Origin of the sequence: Streptomyces sp. WAC06614, from assembly GCF_003949795.1 — a bacterium.
Classification (GTDB): Bacteria; Actinomycetota; Actinomycetes; order Streptomycetales; family Streptomycetaceae; genus Streptomyces.
On record NZ_RPRY01000069.1, the window covers coordinates 1 to 20,955 of the forward strand.

Consider the following 20,955-nt stretch of genomic DNA (forward strand, 5'->3'; position numbering starts at 1 on the left):
GAGGGCGGGCGGGCCTAGCGCAGGCCGAGCAGGGCGCAGCCGACGGTGCCGGTGCGGTCCACGGAGGTGATCACGCCGATCCGGCCGGCCGCCTCGGCGGGCCGGTCCTCGGCGTACGACAGCAGGGCGGCGGCCTGGAAGGCGGCCGCGGCGGCGCCGGTGTCGCCGATCAGTCCGGTCGGGGTCAGATCGGCGGGGCCGACCGCGCCGAACACCTCGTGCACGGCGTCGGCCTCGCGCAGCCCCTCCCGGCCGGGCGCCCCGGACCGGGCGACGGCGGCGACCTCGGAGGGGGCCACGCCGGCCCGGCGCAGGGCCGCGCGCAGGCAGGCGACGAGGGCGGGGCCGGGGTCGCCGTCGAGGACCACGCCGAGTTCCACGGCGAGGACCTCGGCGAGCACCGGCTGGTCGGCGTCCTCCGGCGTGTGGGGTTCGACCAGGAGCATCGCGCAGCCCTCGCCGAGGGCGGGGGCGGCCGGCGTGCCGTCGGCCGGCTGGTCGCCGCTGTGGTGCTCCAGCCAGGCGCGGGCCTGGCTGAACTCCTCGGCGGCCCCGCACAGCACGGTCCGGGCGCGGCCCGCGCCGAGCAGGCGGCGGGAGTAGTTCAGGGCGTGCAGGCCGGCGGTGCGGCCCCCGGCGATGGTGGCGTTGGGGCCCTTGAGGCGGAACCAGATGGCGCTCTGGCCGGCGGCGCAGTTCATCACGGTGTTGGGGAACCGGGCCGGGTCCACGAAGAACGGCTGCTCGCCGGTGAAGGAGTCGCGGGTGAAGTCCATCATCGACTGGGCGCTGCCGGTGGTGGTGCCGAGCGCGAACGCGGCGCCCTCGCCCGTGCCGACGGCGCGGTTGCGCGGGGAGTCGTCCAGCAGGGCCCCGGCGGCGGCGACGGCGAGGCCGGTGACCCGGTCCATGGACCGGGTGCCCTTCTTGCCGAGCACCTCGCGGACGGAGAAGCCGGGCACGACGTGGCCGGCGCCGCCGGGGAGGGTGCCGTGCTCGGGGCCGAGCTCGGTGACGGTGGTGCGGCGCTCCCGCAGGCCGTCGGCGAAGGCGGCCCGGCCGATGCCGTACGGCGACACGGCCGACCAGGCGGTGATCACCGGGCGCGGGGTGCCCGTGGTGAGGGTGGTCATGACCGTCTCGGGTTCCTTCCGTTCGGGAGGGTCGTCAGGGTGGTCGGGGGCGGCGGGGGCGGCGGGACGGTCACAGGAAGATGACCATCCGGTACGCCTGCCAGCGGGCGGCGGTCTCGCCGGCGGCGGTCACCCGCACGCCCTCGACCACGGGGCGGGCCGCGCCCAGGGCCGTGAGGTCGGGCTCCTCCACGAGGATCGCGACGCCCGCCTCCAGCAGGGTCCGCAGGCCCTGGCGGGGGTCGGTGAGGGTGTCCACCGTCCGGCCGCCGATCCGCAGGGCGGGCACGGGGCCCGCGTCCACGGCGTAGCTCACGGCGGAGCCGCGCAGCAGGATGTCCAGGCCGCCGAGCTGGCGGTGGAGTTCGGTGGCGAGGTAGAGCTCGTCGAAGAACTGCTTCTCCAGCGCGCCGCGGTAGCCGCGTTCGACGATGGCGAGCACACGGCCGTCCATCAGATCCCCCCCAGGTGCAGGGTCTTGCCGGCGGCCGCGACGTTCGCCGCGTAGCCCCCGGGCGGGCGGAGCACCACCTGCGGGAGGTGGTCCACCGCCCCCCGGTCGTCGCTGCAGAACCGGCAGCCGTACCAGTACAGCCGGCCCTCCCAGGCCGTGAGCAGCTCCTCCACCAGGGCGGCGGTGGAGGGGTACTCCCGGTTCCAGTCGGCCAGGTTGCGCGGCTTGTCGCTGCCGAGCGAGCGCTGGGTGAGCATGGTCGCGTAGCCGCAGGTCCACACCTGTACGGTGGCACCGCGCTCCAGGAGGGACTGGGTCAGCCGCAGGGCGGTGGTGACCTCGTCCGATGCGTGGGGGGCACCCATGAGGGTGATGAGCACGTCCGTGTGCGGAATCTGCCTGGCCACCTAGTGCCACACCACCCGCACGGCCGGATCCAGGATCCAGCCCGCCACCACGTCCATGCCGACGACATGGGTGTCGGGGCGCAGCGTCGCGCCGTCGAGGCCGTGCTGGGCGAGCGAGAAGCTGTCCGCCGCGAGCACCCCGCCCTCCTTCTGGAACCGGTCCAGGTCGCTGTCGCTGCCGGGGACGGCGAGCACCACCCCGTCCTGGACCAGGAAGAGCAGCGCCGTCTGCCCGGTGAGCACCTGGGTGACCGCGTCGCGCCGGAAACCGGCGTCCTGCGCGACGCGGCCCTGGCTCTCGATGAGCAGCAGCCGGGGGGTGCCGCTCTCCCACACGTCGCTCACGCCTCCGGCGCCCCGTTGATCGCGTCGAGCACGCGCTGGTCGAAGTTGACCAGGCTCCAGTCGCGGCGGTTCTCGATGACGGCGTAGCCGTGCACGATGCGGCCGGTGGCGGTCTTGACGAGCTTGCCGTCGCGCAGGACGTAGAAGTCCATGCGGGAGGTGTAGGTGAAGTCCTTGAAGACCTCCTCGACGGTGTAGACCGTGTAGAGGTCCTCCTCCATCAGCGCCTCGTCGAGGATGCGGATGTCGGAGCGCGGTACGACCGGGATCCAGCGGCGGTCGTCGAGGAGGGTCTTGATGGAGATCCCGCGGTCGGCGACGAAGCGGTCCTTGCCCTCCTCCATCAGGCGCAGGTAGCCCGACATCTGGATGCGCTCGGTGAAGTGGCAGTACGGGTACGGGATGTTCCACTTCCAGGCGTACGCGTTCTGCCCGGCGGTCAGCGAGGCGAGGATCTCCTCCTCGGCCGGGGACGCGGCGGGCTCCGCGCGCTCCAGGTCGTCGCCGAGCGTGGCGACGGCGAAGCGGGCGAGGAGCTCGGGGACCTCGCCGGCGGCCTCCAGGTAGGTGTCGACGCGCAGCGAGACGCGGACCTTGGAGGTGACGGCCTTGTGGATCTCGCCGTTGCGCTCGAACTGGATGGTGACCTTGAACCCGATGGTCCCGTCGTCGTCCTTCGTCCACGGCACGACCTCCGCCTCGGCGGTGTCGTCCATGTGGAAGGCGTGCAGGATGCGGGTGTCGATGGAGACCAGGTCCAGGCCGAGGCCGTGCTCCTCGTACAGGGCGCGGGCGGGCAGCCCGGCCTGGCGGAAGTGGTCCAGGACGGCTTCCTCGACGAGGTAGTTGACGTGCTTGAAGCCGATCCAGGTGCAGATGTTGGACCCCTCGTAGCGGGGGCGCACCGTGGTGGTGGTGGCGGTGGTCAGCAGCGCCTTGACGGCGGTGTCCGTGACGAGGGTCATCGCTGGAGCTCCAGGGCGTCGGTGAGGGCCCCGCCGCGCTGCGCGGACGGACCCAGGGTGGTGTGGACGAACTCGCTCACCGCGGCGGCGAAGACGTCCGCCGCGTCGAGCATGGGGAAGTGCCCGGTGCCGGGCAGGACGCGGACGACCGCGTCCGGGAGGGCGTCGGCGAGGGCGATGCCCTCCTCGGGGCGGGCGGCGAAGTCGGTCTCGCCGCCGAGCACCAGGGTCGGGACGGTGATCCGGCTCGTGTCGAGCGAGGGGGTGCGCAGGTACAGGTCGAAGAACCGGAACCAGCCGTACGGGCCGACGCGGTCGCGGACCCGCTCCCCCATCGCCTGCCTGATGTCGGCGGGCACCCGGTCACCCGCGTGGGCCCGGATCCCCTCCTCCATGATCAGGTGGAAGTCGTTGAGGTAGTAGGAGATGGTGTCCCAGTCGAACTGCTCGGCGTGGGCCCGGTAGAAGGGCGAGACCAGGACCAGGGCCCGGATGCCGAACTGGCGCAGGCCGTCGGCCCCGCCGCGGACCTTCTGGTCCAGCAGGTCGAGCAGGACGTTGGCCGCCATGGAGTGGGCGACGACCACCTCGGCGCCGCCCGGTACGGCTTCCAGCGCCTTGCCGAGCCAGCCGCGCAGGTTGGGCTGCTCGCTCCAGTCGGCGATGGTCTCGGTCCGCCAGGGCAGCCGGGCCGTCCACAGCTGGAAGTCGGCCGGCAGCTCGGGCAGGGCGCGCTCCCAGACGCTGTCGTTGGCGGCCAGGCCGTGCAGCAGCAGGACGCGGGGGCCACCCCGGCCCTCGGTGCGCCGTTCGACGACGACCGGGCGCAGGTCCACGTGCGTGTTCACCACGGCTTCCTCCTTCGCCGGCGCGCTCACGCCGCGCGGGGGGCGAGCAGCAGCAGGTCCGCGCTCGCGTCGTCGGCCGCCGTGCCGGCCACCGCCCGGACCGGACCACGCTCGCCCGAGTCGAAGAGCCCGACCGCGGCGGCGACCTGGAGCAGGCCGTGCGCGCCGGAGGCGACCCCGAGGTGGGCGGGCAGCTCCCAGCGGCGGCCGTTGCCCGCGCTGTCGCCGGCGCCGCGGCGGTAACGGCCGACGACGGCCCGTACGGTCGCCGCGCGCTCGGCGGCGGCGGCCTCGGACTCCAGCACCAGGGCCGCGCCCCCGTCCACGGCGTGCGCGCCGTCGAGGAGCTTGCGGACCACCTCGTTGTCGGGTTCGACGCCGAGGACCAGGACCCGGTCGGTGCGGCCGGCCGAGATCATCGTGGCGGCCCAGTGGACGGCGTCCAGGCCGGAGGTCTCGCCGTTGCAGACCATCAGGTTGGGGCCGCGCAGCCCGTAGCGGATGGCCGCCGAGGAGGCGATGACGTTGCTGGAGGCGTTGGGCAGGTCCATCGGGGAGGTGCCGGTGACGGTCTCCTCGCGGAGGGTGTCCAGGGCCCGCGCGACGGTGTCGAGGTTGCCGAAGTTGGAGCTGGCGACCACGCCGACGCTGGTGGCGGGCACGGACAGGCCGTCCTTCTCGTCGGCGCCGAGCAGGCCGGCGTCGCGCAGGGCGGCGGCGGTCAGCGCGTAGCCGAGCTGGGTGGCGCGGTCCTTGTAGCGCAGGCCCTTCTTGCCGACGTGCGCGGCGGGCTCGACGGGGGCGCCGCCGGCGGCGGGGCCGTCGGCCAGGGCGCGTACGGAGTCGGCGCCGGGCAGCAGGACGGCGGCGCCGGTGACCACGACGGAGGTGGCGGGGCGGGAGGCGTCGGTCTGCGCGGTCCGGTCGGTCTGTGTCGTCGTCATCGGGACCCTTCCACAATGGCCACGGCGTTGATGCCGCCGAACCCGAACGCGTTGAGCTGTGCCACCTTCAGCGGCTGGTCCACCGCCGGCCGGCCGGTGACGAAGCGGAACGGCGCGGCCTCCTCGACCGGCTCCTCCAGGCCCACGGTCGGCGGGACCCGGCCCTCGTTGAGGGCCTGGACGCCGATGATCAGGTTGATCAGGCCGGAGGCGCCGGAGGTGTGGCCGGTCATGGACTTCACGGCGGTCATCAGCGGCCCCGAGGCGTCCTCGCCGAGCACGTCGGCGAGCGCGGTGGCCTCGGCCTCGTCGTTGAGCAGGGTGCCGGTGCCGTGCAGCATCACCAGGTCCACGTCGGACGGCTTGACGCCGGCGAGCCGGTGGGCGGTGCGCATGGCCTCGGCGATGCCCTCCGGGGAGGGCGCGGTCACGTGGTACGCGTCGCAGTTGACGGCGACGCCGCGCAGGTGGCCGTAGACCCGTTCGGCGCCCTCGGCGGTGCGGCGCAGCACGATCGCGGCGGCGCCGTCGCCCATGAGGACGCCGGTGCGGTTGCGGTCGAAGGGCCGCACCCGGTCCGGCGGGGTGGGGTGGACGCGCTCCAGGAGCCCGTACATCGACTCGGTCAGCACGTCGACGCCGGCGACGATGACGGTGTCGGGGGCGTCCTCGCCCTCCTGGCCGAGCAGGTCGCTGGCCAGGGCGAGGGCGTAGAGGGAGGCCGAGCAGGCGTTGGAGAAGGTGTGGGTGACATCGGCGTTGAACCGCTCGCGCAGTCCGGTGCCGAAGTGCAGCCCGGAGTCGGCGAAGGGCGAGCCGTCGCGCCACCACAGCTCCAGCGAGCGCAGTTCGCGCAGGCCGGTGCCGACCAGGATCGGGATGCCGGAGAGGTCCTCCCCCAGGCCCGCGTCGGCGGCGGCCTGGGCGATGGCCTCGTGCAGCAGGCGGCCGGCGCGACCGGGCACGTCCACGCCGACGGCCGGGCGGTCGTCGACCTCGTAGGCGTGCTGGGCGCGGAACCTGGTGCGGTCGAAGCCGCGCAGCTCGGCGCGGCCGGAGATGCCCGCGCACAGGTTCTCGAAGAGTTCACCGACACCGGAGCCGGTGGCGGCGACGGCGCCCATCCCGACGATGGGGCGGGTCGTCATGACGCCTCCTTGATCGCGTCGTCGTACCGGCCGAGGAGCACCGCCGCGTTGTTGCCGCCGAAGGCCAGACCGTTGTTCTGGACGATCCGCAGGTCTGCCTCGACGGCGTGGTTGGGCACGCAGTCGACGTCGCACTCGGGGTCGGTGGTGACATGGTTGATGGTGGGGGGGATGAAGCGGTTCTGGATGGCCAGGGCGCATCCGATCGCCCCGAGGGCGCTGGCGGCGCCCATGCTGTGGCCGAGCATCGACTTCATCGAGACGGTGCGGGGCGGGTGGTCCCCGAAGACCTGGCGGATGGCGCCGGCCTCGGTGATGTCGTTGGCCTTGGTACCGGTGCCGTGCGCCGAGATGAGGTCCACCTCGTGCGGCTCGACCCCGGCGTTGTCCAGGGCCAGGCGCATCAGTTCGGCGACGCTGTCGCGGTCCGGGGCGACCTGGTGGTGGGCGTCGCAGTTGAGGCCGTAGCCGAGGACCTCGGCGTAGATGGTCGCGCCGCGCTCCAGGGCGGAGTCCAGGCGCTCCAGGACCAGCACGCCCGCGCCCTCGCCGGTGAGGATGCCCTTGCGGTCGATGTCGAAGGGCTGGCAGCGGTCGGGGGCGATGGTGCCCAGCCGGTAGAAGCCGGTGAAGGTCTTGCGGCACATCGCGTCCGCGCCGCCGCAGAAGGCGAACTCCGCCTCGCCGGAGCTGACGGCGTCGAAGCCGTAGCCGATGGCGTAGTTGCCGGCGGAGCAGGCGGTGGGGATGGTGAGCGCCTCGACGTCGGTCAGGCCCAGTTCCTGGGCGACGGCGACCGACAGCCGCCCGGCCGGCACGCGCCGGGCGGCCACGGGGTCGAAGGCGCCCGTGCCGTCGGCGAGCTCGCGCTCGACCAGCTGGTCGAGGTCGTAGCTCTCGCCGTCGGTGGTGCCGATGGAGATCAGGCCGCGCTGCGTGCGCAGCCGGGTCAGGTCCAGGCCCGAGTCCTCCAGGGCCATCCGTGCGGCCGCCGCGGAGAACTGCGCGGCCCGGCCGAGTTGGTCCACGTCCAGCGTGGTGATCCAGTCGCGCGGGTCGAAGTCCGTGATCTCGCACCCGTTCGCGTGGGCGAAGCCCTCCGTGTCGAACAAGGAGATGGGCCGGGCACCGCTGCGGCCCTCGCGGAGTCCCTGGAGGAACTCCTTCGCGCCGAGTCCGATGCTGGACACCACTCCTAGTCCGGTGAGAACCACCCGGTGCCGCCCCGGCCGTGTCCGGCCGGCGCCGCGCTCTGCCGCTGTCATGGCAACCTCTCCATCCGCCGCAAGGACCTGGACCGACCGACTACCAGCCGGCCGGCTCCGACACGACCTCGTAGACGCCCTTGAGGTTCACCATCCGCGGCAGCTCGCTCTGGTTGATGACGACGCCGAACTCCTTCTCCAGGGCGGCGAGGATCTCGATGGCGCGGAGCGAGTCGGCGTTGTGGTCCTCCTTGAAAAGGCTGACCTCGGTGACCTCGTCCTCCTCGATCTCGAGAATGTCGCAGACAATTTCCTTGATGGTCTCGAGACGCTCGTCGCGCGTAGCAGTCGTCACGCTTTTTCTCCTTGTCGGATTTCGCCGCCACAAGCGCGGCACACTTACTCGCACTGGAATGGTGCGGGGGTGGATTCTTTTCGTTCAACGGCGGCTGCAACAACCTGCCAAAGCCGCCCCGGCAATTCAGCCGGCGGACCGCGGCGCGGGCGTCGCCCGGCCCTCGGCGGGCAGCAACGCGTCACCGAGGGCGACGGCCGCGTCCAGGGCGGCACGGCCCAGGGCGCGGTCGGGGGCGGCCGGCATCCGCGTGGACCGGCCGGTCAGCACCAGGGCCGCGGCCGCACCGCCGGTGCCGGTGCGCACCGGCACGGCCAGGGAGACGGCTCCGGGCAGCATCGGCTCGTTGCCGTACGCCCAGCCCTGGCGGCGCACCAGGGCCAGGTGGGCCGCGGTGAACCTGGCCCGGCACAGCCCCTCGTAGAGCTCCTCGGGCTCCTCCCAGGCGAACAGCACCTGGGCGGCGGGGCCGGCCGAGGCGGGGCGGGCGGTGCCGACGGCGTCGGTGTCCGCGCTCGCCACGCCCACGGAGGCGGCGGCGATGCAGATCTGCAACGTGCCCCGCCTGCGGTAGAGCCGGGCGTCCAGGCCGGTGCGGCTGCGCAGGCCGGCCAGGACCGGGGCGGCGGCCTGCGCCAGCCGGTCGCGGCGCGCCTCCACGGAGAGCAGCCCGAGCCGGGGGCCGAGCACGAACCGGCCCTCGGCGTCCCGGGTGAGCATGCCGAGCCGCTCCAGGGCGACCGCGATGCGGTGGGCCGTGGGCCGGGACAGACCGCTGAGGGTCACCAGTTCGGCCAGGGTGGCCGGGCCGCCCTCCACGATGTCGAGCAGGACGGAGGCCTTGTCGAGCACCCCCACCCCGGACATGGGCCGGGCCAGGACCGCGGTGCTCATCGCTGCGCGGCCAGCCGTGCGCGGATGTCGGTGAGTAGCGCGTCGCGCTCGTCCATGAGGTAGAAGTGCCCGCCGGGCAGCACGTTGAGCTCGAAGCCACGGGGAGCCAGGCGGCCCCAGCCGGCCACCTGCTCGGGCGTGATGTCCGGGTCGCTGTCGCCGACGTAGCCGACGACGGGGCAGGCGAGGGGGCGGCCCTCACGCGCCGCGTAGCGGGCCACGGCGGTGAAGTCGGCGCGGATCGCCGGGAGCACCAGCTCGCGCAGGTCCTCGTCGGCGAGGAGCGCGGCGTCGGTGCCGCCGAGGCGCTGGACCTCGGCCAGGATGTCCTCGTCGGTGCCGAAGGCGGCGGAGCGGGGCGTGAGCAGGTGGGGGGCGCGGCGGGCGGAGACCATCAGCAGCGCCGGGGCGATGCCGTACCGGTCGGCCAGCAGGAGGGCGATCTCGTAGGCCAGGGTGGCGCCCATGCTGTGCCCGAACAGGGCCAGCGGGGTGTCCGTGTACGGCCCGAGCTCGGCGGCGACGGCCGCGGCCAGCTCCTCCAGTTCCGTCCAGGGCTCCTCGGCGATGCGCTCCTGGCGGCCCGGGTAGCGCACGGCCATCACCTCGACGTCCTCGCCGAAGGCGTGCCCCCAGGAGTGGAAGAAGCCGGCCGATCCGCCGGCGTGCGGCAGGCACAGCAGCCGCAGCCGGGGCGGCGCGGCGGTGGCGTATCTGCGCAGCCAGATGCTCTCGGTGCCAAGTGCCATGGTGCGTGCGTCTCCTCGCGTGCGTCTGGGTGCGTCGTCGTGCGTCGTCGTACGGCGGGCCGCGTCCACGGGCCCGTACGGGGGTGCGCCGGATGCGCCGGGCGGCGGGTCAGGCCAGGACGGGCAGGACCGCCGGGCTGTCCACGGACGCGGTCTCGGTGTCCGGGGCGATCCGCCGGATCAGGCCGGTCAGGGTGCGGCCGGGGCCGAGCTCGACCAGCCGGCGGCAGCCGAGCGGGCCGACGAGGGTGCGTACGCTCTGCTCCCACAGCACCGGCGAGGTGAGCTGGCGGGTGGACAGACCGGGCCAGTCGCAGTCGCCCGCGTACGACGTGGCGTCGACGTTCGCCACCACGGGAAGGTGCGCGGGGGCGAAGGGGGTGTGCTCCAGGGCGGTGCGCAGCGCCACGGCGGCCGGGGCCATGAGCGGGCTGTGGAAGGCACCGCCGACCTTCAGGCGGATCATCTTGGCGCCGATCGAGGGTCCCTCGGCCTCGATCCGGTCGATGGCCTCGGGGGTGCCGGAGACCACGGTCTGGCCAGGGGCGTTGACGTTGGCCACCCAGACCTCGTGCCCTTCGGCCCGGACCCGTGCGGTGAGCTCCGTCACCTCGGCCAGGGGGGCGGCGACCAGCACGCCCATGGTGCCGGCGCGCCCCTCGGCCGCGGCCCGCATGGCCCGGCCGCGGGCGGCGACCAGGGCCGCGGCGGCGGGGACGGTCAGGGCTCCGGCGGCCGTCAGCGCGCTGTACTCACCCAGACTGTGTCCGGCGCAGGCGACGACCCGCTGCCCGGCGAAGGTGCCCGTGCGCACCGCTTCGGCGTGGGCGACGACGGAGACCGTGAAGACGGCGAGCTGGGCGAGGTCGGTCCGCCGTAGCTGTTCGTCGGGGGTGTCCAGGAGCAGGCCGGCGACGTCCTCGCCCGCTGCTGCGGAGATCTCCTCGGTGAGCGCCCAGGACGGGGTGTCCCGCCAGGGTTCGCCCATTTTTTCTTTTTGTGTTCCCTGGCCCGGAAACACCAGGCCTATCGGCAACCGGTCCATGGACCCGCCTTCCGCACCGTAATTCCGACGGGGGCACGAGGATCCGCGATGCTCGGGTGTGCGGCATTACGGATCCTCGTGCACCGGCGGCATTGCAGTCGGGGGGTCTGTCGCAGCCGCCGGGAAGGATGTCGGGGCATCGCGGTGATGCCCGATTCCTTTCCTGGCGGCCATACAACTGCCGGGGCCCGGCGGGCGGCAACAGAACTTTCAGGAAGCTGCCAGCCGGGGCCGGACGGCGAGGTCAGACCCGCTGTGGAGGGCCTTGCACCGGCGGCGCGGCGGTGGGCAGCAGGCCGAGGGCCGCGGCCCGTACGCCGGCCTGGAACCGGGACTGGGCCCCGAGCAGGGCCATGATCTCGGCGACGTGGCGGCGGTAGGTCCGTACCGACACGGTCAGTTCGCGGGCGGCCACCTCGTCGGTGACCCCGGCCCGCAGGGCGCCCAGGATCTGCCGGGCCAGTGCGGCCCGGTCGCGGTCGCCGAAGACGATGCGCTCGCCGGCGGGCACGGCGTTGCGCCAGATGCTCTCGAAGAGCGTGCCGAGGGTGTGCAGGACCTCGGGGGCCCGGATCAGCGAGGCCCGCACCCCGGCCGCGGACTCGGCCATCACCAGGGCGGTGCTGCCGTCCACCAGCAGCGCCTGGAGCGGGGGCACCCGGGCCACCCGGATCGCCACGGGGTGGTCCAGGCCGAGCTGTTCGCGGACGAAGTCCTCGTCGACCAGGGCCGGGCTGGTCAGCAGCCGGACCGAGACCGTGTCGGCGGCGGAGTAGATCATGTTGCGTTCGGCGCGCGCCTTGCGGGCGGGTTCCTCCTCCGTGCCCGGCAGCCGGGCGTCCACGATGTCGATCGTGCGCACGGCGTCGCGGATGAGGGAGGCCGCGGTCTCCAGGACGGGCGCGTAGCCCCCGTCGACCGTGGCGATCTGCTGCTCCCTGTTGCTGCGGTCCCGGTGGATGGCCACCGTCGACTCGAGCAGGGCCCTCACTTCCAGAAGCGCTTGTTCCAGTTCGTCCTCGGTCGCGTGCGACACGTGGCACTCACCATCCCCGTTGGTGTTTCCATGGTGCAGCGCGGCCCCGCTTGTGGCTGGGCCGCGACGTCCCCGTTGTGTACTGCTGTGGCGTGTGTGCTGTGGCGTGTGTGCTGTGGTGCGTGATCGTGAGGCGTGTGCGTCGGTCCGGTGCTGCTCGTGGAGTTCCCCTACTCAGAGAGCAGACCCAGTTCCACCGCGCGCACACCCGCCTGGAAGCGGGAGTTGGCCCCGAGTTCGCGCATGATGTCGGCGACGTGCCGGCGGTAGGTGCGCAGCGAGACGTTGAGGTCGCGGGAGGCCGCGTCGTCGGTGTACCCGTCCCGCAGCCGCTCCAGGATCCGCCGGGTCAGCTCGCTGCGCAGTTTGGCGCTGAGGGCCAGGTGTTCGTCGAGCTTGCGGCCCCGGGACCAGGCGCCGGCGAACAGCAGCTCCAGGGCCCGCACCGCCGCCGGGTCGGAGACGAGCGTCGCCTGCCCCGAGGCGGCCCCCGCGGCCGCCCGGACCAGGGCGGAGGAGCCGTCGACCACCACGATGTCGCGCAGTTCCCCTTCGCACACGCGTACTTCGAAGCGGGCACCCGGCGCCTGGGTCAGGGCGGCCAGCGAGCCGTCGGCGACCTCGGAGGCGCACAGCAGGCGCACCACCGGGCCGGGTTCGAGGTCCTCCAGCGCCTGGCGGGCGATCTGGTGGAAGGCGTCGCTGCTCTTGACGGCGACGCAGACGGAGTGCCGGGCACCCTGGACCAGGTCCTCGACGGCCTCGCCGAGCACGGCGACGTCGGTGTGCGGCCGGGCGGGGCCGGACGTGGGCCGTTTGCGGTAGAGCGAGACGGTGGACTCGATCAGGGCCCGGGCCTGGAGCAGGGTGCGCTCCACATCGGCGGCGTGATCGGACGACACGTGGTCCGCCGCCCCTTCCGCATCCGGATCCGCGTGCGCGGACCTCCTGGCAGCACCTGTCATGGCATCCCCCTTGCTCGACCGGTGATGAACGATGCCGCGCGGCCGGATCCTGCGCAAATTGACTGCACGATCAATTGTTCAATCGACAATTAATTTGCCGTCATTCACGGCGGCATCAGGCCCGACAGTAGTTCGAGGTCTCGGAGGCAGTCAACAAGATCCCGGCGAACGCAAGACGACACGCCCACAGTTGTCAAGTCCATATTTATTTCGACGACTTGAACGGCTTTTTCGCGCCACGGTGGCAGCAAGCTGCACGGGCCCCCCGGAACGAATACAGCCACTTCCGCTTGCATCACGGTCCGCACCGCAGACCTCACCGTGCGTGTCATCGGTGTCCGGTTGTGGCCAACCCCCGGGACCGGAACGCCCCTCGAGCGGCTTTCGAGCCTAGGTTGAGGTGCGTGACGACGAGCCGCACGGGGGCGAAACTGCACGCCGGACCAAGCACCGAAGCACGCACCGAACCGCACGACCATCTCCGCCTTGACCTGCACCTCGACCGATACCTCGACGCGCGCGCCGAGGCACCTTTTTTCGCCGCTTGCGACGCCGTGGTGTGGTGGTGGCCGGTACCTGCCGGACGCTACCGGGACGACGAACTGGAACTCCTGGACGACGCCGAACGGGCCCGGGCCCGCGCCATGAAATCGGTGATCGCCCGGGCGGAGTTCGTCACCTGTCGCGCGGCGGTGAAGCGGGCGCTTTCCCAGGCGCTCGACGTGCCGGCCGGCGAAATATCTCTCGGGCGACTGCCTTGTCCCGGCTGCGGCAGTGTCGAGCACGGCCCGCCGGCCGTGCGCCGGCCGGCCACCACCTGGCGGTACAGCGTCGCCCACAGTGCCGGGATCGGGATGCTGGCCCTGTCTCCCTTCCGGGTGGGGGTGGACGTGGAACGGCGGCGCACCCTCGACATCGCCGGGTTCGACGACCCGGTCCTCACCTCCACCGAACGCCGGGCCCTGTACGCGCTGCCCGAGGGGGACGTCCGTACGTCGGCCTTCCTGCGCTGCTGGACCCGCAAGGAGGCGGTGCTCAAGGCGGTCGGTATCGGTGTCGCCGCCGAGCTGACCGCCCTGGAGACCGGGGCCGGCGGTCCCGCGGACAGCGGCGTGACCTGCATCGACACCACACCGATCGGCTTCCCCGGATCCTGGCGGACCACCGACCTCGCCGTGCCCGAGGACTGGGTGGCCTCGATCGCCCTCCCCGCGGGCGCCGACCGTCCACCGACCGTCCGACGACTGTGACCACCCCGCCCTGAGCTCCGGAGCCCGACGCTCCGCACGGTCCGCCGCCCCCGGCCGTCCCCGCGGCCGGACCCGTCGCACGACGGTCGCGGAACCGTCACGGAGCTGTCGCGGCGCCGTCGTGGACCCGTCGCGCCGGCCCGGCCACCGTGGGTCCGGGAACCGGCTCGCCGGCCCCGGCGCCGGACTCCCGCTCCCCGGGCCGCGGTTCCGGTGTGGTTCCGCTTGCGGATTCCGCAGCCGGTCCGGGCACGGCGGACGGCAGCCGGCTCCCGCGCCGCGCACTCCCTCCCCGCACGGCCGGGCCCGCACCGCCCGGCCGCCCGTCCCGTGTCCGCCGTCCCCGTCCGCGTCCTTCATCCCCACCGGCACCCACGCCCCCGTCCGGGCGTGCCCCGAGGCCAGGAGACCGACGACCGTGTTTGCCCCGATGCGCCCGACCACTCCTCCGAGCACCCTGAGCGATCTGCTGCTGGCCGCCGCCGAGCGGTACCCCGGGTCGGGCCTGCGCCACTGCCACGGCGCCGCCCGTCTCGGCCACCGGGACCAGAGTCACCCCGAACTCCTGGCCCGGGCCCGCCGGATCCTCACCGGGCTCCGGGCCCGGGGGCTGCGCCCGCAGGACAAGATCGTAATCGTGCTGGAGGGGTCCGAGGAGTTCCTGCCCACATTCTGGGCAGCCGTGCTCGGCGGCTTCGTGCCCTGCCCGGTCGCCCCGCCCTCCGGGGACCCGGCCGCCTGGGCCGAGCGGCTGCGCCATGTGGTCGCCCTGCTCGACGGGCCGCTGGTCGTCACCACCGCCGCCCTGGCGGGGCAGCTGCCGCGCGACGCGGCCGGGGCGGCCGTGGCCGCGCTGGAGGAGCTCGACGGGCCCGAGGCGGACGAGTTGTACCGGGCCGCGCCCGGGGACACGGCCGTGCTGATGCTGACCTCCGGTTCGAGCGGCGCCGCCAAGGCCGCGATGCTCAGCCACGCGGCCCTGCTCGCCTCGATGGCCGCCAAGAACGGCCACCACCGGCTCACCGCCGCCGACACCTCCCTCAACTGGGTCTCGTTCGACCATGTGGCGGCCCTCCTGGAGTGCCATCTGCTGCCGCTGTCCACGGGCAGCCGGCAGGTGCACGCCCCGGCGTCGGCGGTGCTCGGGGACCCGCTGGAGTTCCTGCGGCTGATCGACCGGCACGGCGTGACCATGACCTTCACGCCCAACTTCCTCCTCGGCCAGATCAACGCGGCGGCCGGCCGGCTCGCCGCCTCCGGCGAGCGGCTCGACCTCGGCCGGCTGCGGCACGTCGTCAGCGGCGGGGAGGCGGTGGTCGTCGCCACCGGCGAAACGTTCCTGCGCACCCTGGAGCCGTACGGCCTGGCCCCCGACGCCCTCTGGCCCGCGTTCGGGATGACCGAGACCTGCGCCGGCAGCGTCTACTCCCGCGGCGCCTTCCCCGCCGCCGACCGCGGGAGGGAGTTCGCGCACCTGGGCACGGCCGTGGCGGGCCTGCGGATGCGGATCGTGGACGAGGACGGCCGGGAGCTGCCGGACGGCGCGGCCGGCGAACTGCAGTTCCACGGGCCGATGCTCACCTCCGGCTACCACAACGACCCGGGGGCCACCGCCGAGGCCTTCACCGCCGACGGCTGGCTGCGCAGCGGCGACCTCGGCCGGATCGACGAGGGCCGGCTGACCCTGGTGGGCCGCAGCAAGGACAGCGTCATCGTCAACGGCGTCAGCCACTACAGCCACGACGTCGAGACCGTGCTGGGCCGCCTCGACGGCGTCACCGCCGCCCGGGTCGCCGCCTTCCCCACCCGCCCGGCCGGGAGCGACACCGAACAGCTCGTCGTCGCCTTCGCCCCCGACCTGCCCGCCGGGGACGAGGCGGGCCTGCACCGGGTGATGTCGGCCGTGCGCAGCACGGTGGTGATGCACTGGGGCTTCCGGCCGGCGCTGGTCCTGCCGCTGGCGGCCGACGCCTTCCCGCTCACCAGCCTGGGCAAGATCCAGCGCACGCTGATGCGCCGCCGCCTGGAGTCGGGCGCGTACGACGGCGAACGCCGCGCGGCCCGGGAGCTCCAGGTGCGGATGCTCGGCGGGCACACCGCTCCCGAGGGGCCGGTGGAACGGGCGATCGCGGAGATCTACGCCGAGCTGTTCGGCGCCGGTCCGGACACGATCAGTGCCACCGCGAGCTTCTTCGACCTCGGCGGCACCTCGCTCGACATCCTGCGGCTGCGCGGGAAGGTGGCCCAGCGGCTGGGGGTGAGCGGGCTGGAGGTGGTCACCGTGCTGACCGCGCCCACCGTACGGGCGCTGGCCGCGCGCCTGGCCGGCCGCACCGCGGCTGCGGCTCCCGCCACGGGCTCGGTCACGGCCCCCGCCCCGGACCCGGCCCCGGCCACGGACCCGGCCGGCGCGCCGGCGGGCTCCGGCCCGGCGCCGTACGAGCCGGTGGTGGCGCTGCAGACGGGCGGCGACCGGACGCCGCTGTTCTGCGTCCACCCGGGGGTCGGGGAGGTGCTGGTCTTCGTCGGGCTGGCCGCCTACTTCGCCGGTGACCGGCCCTTCTACGCGCTGCGCGCCCGCGGGTTCAACGAGGGCGAGAAGCCGTTCGTCTCCTTCGAGGAGATGGTGGACACCTACGTCGCCGCGATCCGCGCCCGCCAGCCGCAGGGCCCGTACGCGGTGGCCGGCTACTCGTACGGGGCCGCCGTCGCCTTCGAGATCGCCAAGGTCCTGGAGGCGGACGGCGAGCGGGTGGACTTCGTCGGCAGCTTCAACCTGCCGCCGCACATCAAGTACCGGATGGAGGAGCTGGACTTCCCCGAGACCGCCGCCCACCTGGCCGCCTTCCTGGACCTGGTGGACAAGGAGCAGGCCGCGGCGCTGCCGGCCCTGCTGCGCGGCCGGCCCCGGGAGGAGCAGGTGGCGCACCTGGTCTCGCTGGCCCCGCCGCAGCGGCTGGCGGAACTGGACCTGGACGAGGAGAAGTTCGCCGCCTGGGCGGAGGTCGCCGACGCGCTGACCGACCTGGGCCGCGGCTACGAGCCGGCCGGGACGGTGCGCTCGATGAGCGTCTTCCACGCCGAGCCGCTGCGCGGCACCCGCGAGGACTGGCTGGCGAACGAACTGCGCCGCTGGGACGAGCACACCACCGGGGCCAACCGCTACCTGGAGGTCCCGGGCGAGCACCACACCCTGATGGGCCCCCGCCACGTGGCCGCCTTCCAGGAGGTCCTGCGGCGGGAGCTCGACGACCGGCTCGCCGAGGCCGACGCGATCGCCGCCGCCCGGCGCTGACCGGAGCGGACCTCGGACAACCCTCCCACCACGGGAACCACACAGGGTCCCGCACCACTCAGAGACAACAGCAGCACCAAAATGATCATCCACGGGGGAGCAGAAAGTTGATGAAGGGCAAAAAGATACTGATCACCGGCGGTACCGGGCAGGTCGCCCGGCCGGTCGCGAAGACCCTGGCCGCCGGCAACGACGTCTGGTGCATCGGGCGGTTCGGCACCCCGGGTGTCGAGCGGGAACTCCAGGACGCGGGCATCACCACCTGGCACTGGGACATGGAGGACACCTCCGACCGGGCCTTCAAGGGCCTGCCGGAGGACTTCACCCATGTCCTGCACTCGGCCGTGCACCGCGGCGAGGACGGCGACTTCAACCGGACCGCCGAGGTCAACTCGGTGGCCACCGGCCGGCTGATGACCCACTGCCGCACCGCCGACGCGTTCCTGTACGTCTCCACGGGCGCCCTCTACGCCCGGCAGACCCTGGACCACGCCTACACCGAGGACGACCCGGTCGACGGCCGCGCGGACTGGCTGCCCGCGTACCCGACGGGCAAGCTGGCCACCGAGGGCGCGGTCCGCGCGTTCGCCCGGGTGCTGGGCCTGCCCACCACCATCGCCCGCCTCAACATCGCGTACGGGCCGGGTGGATCCTACGGCGGCGTACCGATGCTGTACTTCCGGCAGATGCTGGCCGGGGCCCCGATCGCCGTTCCGCGGGAAGGCCAGAACTGGTGCTCCCTGCTGTACACCGACGACCTGGTCGCCCAGGTGCCGGCCCTGTGGGCGGCCGCGTCGGTCCCTTCCACCCTGGTCAACTGGGGCGGTGACGAGTCCGTCGGCATCACCGACCTCGTCCGTCACATCGAGGCGCTCACGGGCGTCGAGGCGCGCCTGGTGCCGAGCGAGGTCACCCGGGAGACGTACCGGTTCGATCCCGCGCTGCGCCTGCGGCTGACCGGTCCCTGCCAGGTCGACTGGCGCGACGGGATCGCCCGCACCCTCAGCGCCCTCCACCCCCAGCACCTCGGCCTGTGACGAAGGGAACCACCGCCATGACGATCATGAACACGCACCCGGTCCCCGTCGCCTCCGCCGGACCGGCCGACGAGCCCCTCACCCTGATCCGCCGCGCCTACCGCGCCTTCCACGAGCGGGACGTCGCGGCCCTGCTGGACACCCTGGACCCGCAGGTGGAGTGGGTGCACCCGGACGGGATGGCCGCCTACGGCCTCGGCGGCACCAAGCACGGGCACGCGGGTGTCCGGGAGTTCCTCTCCCGGGTGCCCTCGGTGCTCGGCGGGATGCGCCTGGAGCCGCAGGAGTTCGTGGCGGACGGCGACCGGGTCGTGGTGTTCGGCGTACGCCAGGTCACCTCGGTCCGCGGCACCACGCAGACCCTGCCCTTCATCCACTCGTGGACCCTGCGCGACGGGGTCGCGGTGCGGATGGAGGACATCTTCGACACGGTCGTCTTCCAGCGGCTGATCGAGAGCTGAGCGACCCGCGGGACCGTCCGCGGCGTCGACCGCAGTTCTCGACCGACATCGCCCCCCTCCCCGGCCTGCGGGCCGCGGGAGGGGGTGCCTTCGTGCGTCCGGGGGTCCGTAGGGTGAGCTCATGACGATTCGCGCTGTGGTGTTCGATGTCGGTGAGTGCCTGGTCGACGAGACTCGCGAGTACGGCACGTGGGCGGACTGGCTAGGCGTGCCCAGGCACACGTTCGCCGCGATGTTCGGCGCGGTGATCGCGCAGGGCCGCGACTACCGCGAGACGTTCCAGGAGTTCCAGCCCGGGTTCGACCTGACAGAGCAGCGTGAAGCGCGCGCGGCTGCCGGACAACCCGAGTGGTTCGGCGAGGACGACCTGTACTCGGACGTCCGCCCAGCCCTGACGAAGCTGCGCGCGGACGGCTTGTGGCTGGCCATCGCGGGCAACCAGACCGTACGCGCCGGCGGCCTGCTGCGGGAGCTGTTCACCGGCGACGTCGACCTGATCGGCACCTCCGACGACTGGGGCGCCAGCAAGCCCGACCCCGCGTTCTTCGAGCGCGTCGCCGCGGTCGTGCCCTTCGCCCCGGAGGAGATCCTGTACGTGGGCGACCGCGTCGACAACGACCTCCGGCCGGGCGCCGCGGCCGGGATGCGTACGGCCCTCGTTCGCCGCGGCCCGTGGGCGACGATCCAGTGGAACACGGAAGAGGCCCGGTCCCTGCCGACGTTCCGGGTGGAATCGCTGGCCGAGCTGCCGGGCCTGATCGCGGAGTTCAATTCGCGAGAGCGCTGAGCGTCGCCCTCCACCCGTACAGCCGGTCGTCGAGGTCGCGGACGTACGGCTCGTTCTGCCAGGGAGCGAGCGCGCGCCGCACCTCGCGGACCCGCTCCAGTCCGGTCGCGTACCAGTGCGTCTCCAGCAGCTCCAGCGCGCGCACCGCGTACGCGGCCGCGGCCACCGGATCGTGGGCCGCAGCCTCGACCGCCGCCAGGTCCCCGAGCACCACGGTCCGCTGCTTGTCCGCGTCCTGCGGAAGAGACTCCAGGACGTCGAGCAGCGTCTCTCGGGCCTGCGGCAGGTGGCCGGCCTTCAGCTGCGTGTTGCCCTTGAACGCGGCCAGCCGCACCGGACTGAACCAGTCCATCCACTCCGGGGAAGCGTGCTCGCTGCCGGCCGCGAGGACGTCCTCGCCGTGACCGATCAGGTTGAGCCCGGTCCTGGTGTTGCCGCAGCGCGTCTCGCACTCGGCCTCGACTGCGTCCAGCCACGCGAGGAACTCGGCCGACGCGGGGCTCTTCCGGGCGTAGGCGCGCGCCGCGATCATCCGCTCGGCAGCCTGGTCCCGGCTGCCGGCCCAACCCGGGATGAACGCCATGTGGGCGAGGATCGCCGCTCCGAGCAGTGCGTCCTCGGCGTCCCCGGCGGCCTGGAGGGCGCGGACCCAGGTGTCGCCCGCGCGGTCGGGCTCGCGGAGGTCGAAGAACTCCATGCGGCCAGCGAGCAGCCAGGACTCGGCGAGGGCTGCCGCGAGGGTCTGCCGGGTTCGGCCGGTCGTCACGTCGAGCAGCTGTCCGCCGAGCGTGGCGTGGGCACTCACGGCCGGGTGAAGGGTGGCCGGCGCGACCGTCCAGTACAGGCGGCGATGGGCGCGGGTGACCGCCAGGAAGTCGGCCCCGGCAGTGGCGGGTTGGACGGCGTTCGGCGTGCGCACCGGGCCGCGGTCGGCGAGGGCGATCAGGCTTCGCAGGGCGCGGCCGCCGGCAGTGCTGCCCTCGGGTACTTGGAAGCCGAGCGCGCCGAGGTCCTGGCCGAGCAGCTCCACCAGGGCGTGGCGCACCTCCGCGTTCGGCAGCGGCGGGTTGGCGGACTCCCAGCGGCGCACCTGTCGGGTGCCTACGGGCACACCGCGGGCGGTGAGGGCGTTGGCGAGGTCTTGCTGGGAGCTGTATCCCGCGGCGAGGCGGGCGGCTCGCAGGCGGGTGTTTCCGGTGGGCCGCGGCATCTGCAACCTCCGTGGAGCGGCGGGTAGATGGCCAGTGTTCCAGGACGCCCCCTTGACGGCCAGCCTTCACCGATACGGGGGCACGGAAGCCCGCTTTGAGGGCTCAAGAAGTCCTCTTCAAAGTCCTCGTCAGCGGACTTTCTGCGGCTCAAAGTGTCCTCACCACCCGCTGACGACGGTAGGGAGCACCGGTATGAACGCCCGGGAGACAGGCTCGGCATTCCGCCACCAGAGCCACCGACTCATCGGCCAACAGGTCGTGGACACCCGGTCGCTGCGCGAGGGCGAGCTCCGGGCCGTCCTCGTCGAGGAGAACGGTGACCTCACCGCGTACATCCGCGGCGGCGACCACCGCGAGTTCGAGGCCCCGCTCAGCTGCGTGCGGGCCGCCCAGTGACGTCGGCCATCGTGGGCGGCACCCC

General features: G+C 73.4%; 22 protein-coding genes. 6 read left to right on the top strand and 16 right to left on the bottom strand.

From position 1 onward, the window contains the following. Positions 1–14: 14 nt before the first annotated feature. The 15 genes from EF918_RS12310 to EF918_RS12380 form a co-directional block, all read right to left on the bottom strand. On the bottom strand, positions 15–1,133 hold the full coding sequence (locus EF918_RS12310; RefSeq protein ID WP_125644770.1) for a beta-ketoacyl synthase N-terminal-like domain-containing protein: 1,119 nt from the start codon (positions 1,131–1,133) through the stop codon (positions 15–17). A 70-nt stretch (positions 1,134–1,203) separates the two neighbouring features. Then, positions 1,204–1,587, bottom strand: coding sequence for a hypothetical protein (locus EF918_RS12315; protein WP_125644772.1), 384 nt, complete (start codon positions 1,585–1,587; stop codon positions 1,204–1,206). Next, positions 1,587–1,994, bottom strand: coding sequence for a hypothetical protein (locus tag EF918_RS12320; RefSeq protein WP_125644774.1), 408 nt, complete (start codon positions 1,992–1,994; stop codon positions 1,587–1,589). The genes EF918_RS12315 and EF918_RS12320 overlap by 1 nt, the downstream gene beginning before the upstream one ends. Further along, positions 1,995–2,339: a hypothetical protein gene (locus EF918_RS12325; RefSeq protein WP_125644776.1), complete on the bottom strand. Its 345-nt coding sequence runs from the start codon at positions 2,337–2,339 to the stop codon at positions 1,995–1,997. After that, positions 2,336–3,304, bottom strand: coding sequence for a hypothetical protein (locus tag EF918_RS12330; RefSeq protein ID WP_125644778.1), 969 nt, complete (start codon positions 3,302–3,304; stop codon positions 2,336–2,338). The genes EF918_RS12325 and EF918_RS12330 overlap by 4 nt, the downstream gene beginning before the upstream one ends. Further along, complete coding sequence (locus EF918_RS12335) at positions 3,301–4,155, bottom strand: alpha/beta fold hydrolase (protein WP_185921714.1); 855 nt, start codon at positions 4,153–4,155, stop codon at positions 3,301–3,303. The genes EF918_RS12330 and EF918_RS12335 overlap by 4 nt, the downstream gene beginning before the upstream one ends. Positions 4,156–4,178: 23 nt before the next feature. Continuing rightward, the gene (locus EF918_RS12340) at positions 4,179–5,096 is read right to left on the bottom strand and encodes a beta-ketoacyl synthase N-terminal-like domain-containing protein (RefSeq protein ID WP_125644780.1); all 918 of its coding nucleotides are present in this window, start codon (positions 5,094–5,096) and stop codon (positions 4,179–4,181) included. Continuing rightward, positions 5,093–6,244: a beta-ketoacyl synthase gene (locus tag EF918_RS12345; RefSeq protein WP_125644782.1), complete on the bottom strand. Its 1,152-nt coding sequence runs from the start codon at positions 6,242–6,244 to the stop codon at positions 5,093–5,095. Before EF918_RS12345 ends, EF918_RS12340 begins: the two co-directional genes overlap by 4 nt. Beyond that, entirely contained in the window at positions 6,241–7,509 is a 1,269-nt protein-coding gene (locus EF918_RS12350; protein ID WP_125644784.1) for a beta-ketoacyl synthase, read from the bottom strand. Before EF918_RS12350 ends, EF918_RS12345 begins: the two co-directional genes overlap by 4 nt. 40 nt (positions 7,510–7,549) lie before the next feature. Continuing rightward, the gene (locus EF918_RS12355) at positions 7,550–7,804 is read right to left on the bottom strand and encodes an acyl carrier protein (RefSeq protein ID WP_125644786.1); all 255 of its coding nucleotides are present in this window, start codon (positions 7,802–7,804) and stop codon (positions 7,550–7,552) included. Positions 7,805–7,930: 126 nt separating this feature from the next. After that, a complete protein-coding gene (locus EF918_RS12360; protein WP_125644787.1) occupies positions 7,931–8,698 on the bottom strand; it encodes an IclR family transcriptional regulator in 768 nt (255 codons plus the stop codon). Further along, a complete protein-coding gene (locus tag EF918_RS12365) occupies positions 8,695–9,447 on the bottom strand; it encodes a thioesterase II family protein (RefSeq protein WP_125644789.1) in 753 nt (250 codons plus the stop codon). The genes EF918_RS12360 and EF918_RS12365 overlap by 4 nt, the downstream gene beginning before the upstream one ends. A gap of 109 nt (positions 9,448–9,556) precedes the next feature. After that, positions 9,557–10,492, bottom strand: a complete 936-nt coding sequence (locus EF918_RS12370) for an ACP S-malonyltransferase (RefSeq protein WP_125644791.1) — start codon at positions 10,490–10,492, stop codon at positions 9,557–9,559. 244 nt (positions 10,493–10,736) lie between these two features. Continuing rightward, positions 10,737–11,528, bottom strand: coding sequence for a LuxR family transcriptional regulator (locus tag EF918_RS12375; protein ID WP_125644793.1), 792 nt, complete (start codon positions 11,526–11,528; stop codon positions 10,737–10,739). Positions 11,529–11,698: 170 nt separating this feature from the next. After that, positions 11,699–12,430 (bottom strand): response regulator transcription factor, encoded by a 732-nt coding sequence (locus EF918_RS12380; protein WP_125644795.1) that lies wholly within the window; start codon positions 12,428–12,430, stop codon positions 11,699–11,701. Positions 12,431–12,897: 467 nt separating this feature from the next. On the opposite strand from EF918_RS12380, the gene EF918_RS12385 reads away from it, so the two are divergent. The 5 genes from EF918_RS12385 (at position 12,898) to EF918_RS12405 (ending at position 19,323) form a co-directional block, all read left to right on the top strand. Continuing rightward, the gene (locus EF918_RS12385) at positions 12,898–13,743 is read left to right on the top strand and encodes a 4'-phosphopantetheinyl transferase superfamily protein (protein WP_260610107.1); all 846 of its coding nucleotides are present in this window, start codon (positions 12,898–12,900) and stop codon (positions 13,741–13,743) included. Between the two features lie 430 nt (positions 13,744–14,173). Further along, on the top strand, positions 14,174–17,038 hold the full coding sequence (locus tag EF918_RS12390) for a non-ribosomal peptide synthetase (RefSeq protein ID WP_125644813.1): 2,865 nt from the start codon (positions 14,174–14,176) through the stop codon (positions 17,036–17,038). 110 nt (positions 17,039–17,148) lie between these two features. Next, positions 17,149–18,075 (top strand): NAD(P)-dependent oxidoreductase, encoded by a 927-nt coding sequence (locus EF918_RS12395; RefSeq protein ID WP_185921715.1) that lies wholly within the window; start codon positions 17,149–17,151, stop codon positions 18,073–18,075. A 17-nt stretch (positions 18,076–18,092) separates the two neighbouring features. Next, a complete protein-coding gene (locus tag EF918_RS12400; RefSeq protein WP_312847827.1) occupies positions 18,093–18,536 on the top strand; it encodes a nuclear transport factor 2 family protein in 444 nt (147 codons plus the stop codon). A gap of 121 nt (positions 18,537–18,657) precedes the next feature. Further along, on the top strand, positions 18,658–19,323 hold the full coding sequence (locus EF918_RS12405) for an HAD family hydrolase (protein ID WP_125644799.1): 666 nt from the start codon (positions 18,658–18,660) through the stop codon (positions 19,321–19,323). Here the strand turns inward: EF918_RS12405 and EF918_RS12410 are convergent. After that, complete coding sequence (locus EF918_RS12410; protein WP_125644801.1) at positions 19,304–20,533, bottom strand: transcriptional regulator; 1,230 nt, start codon at positions 20,531–20,533, stop codon at positions 19,304–19,306. The genes EF918_RS12405 and EF918_RS12410 overlap by 20 nt on opposite strands. A 193-nt stretch (positions 20,534–20,726) precedes the next feature. On the opposite strand from EF918_RS12410, the gene EF918_RS12415 reads away from it, so the two are divergent. Continuing rightward, positions 20,727–20,930 (top strand): hypothetical protein, encoded by a 204-nt coding sequence (locus EF918_RS12415; protein ID WP_125644803.1) that lies wholly within the window; start codon positions 20,727–20,729, stop codon positions 20,928–20,930. Positions 20,931–20,955: the final 25 nt, after the last annotated feature.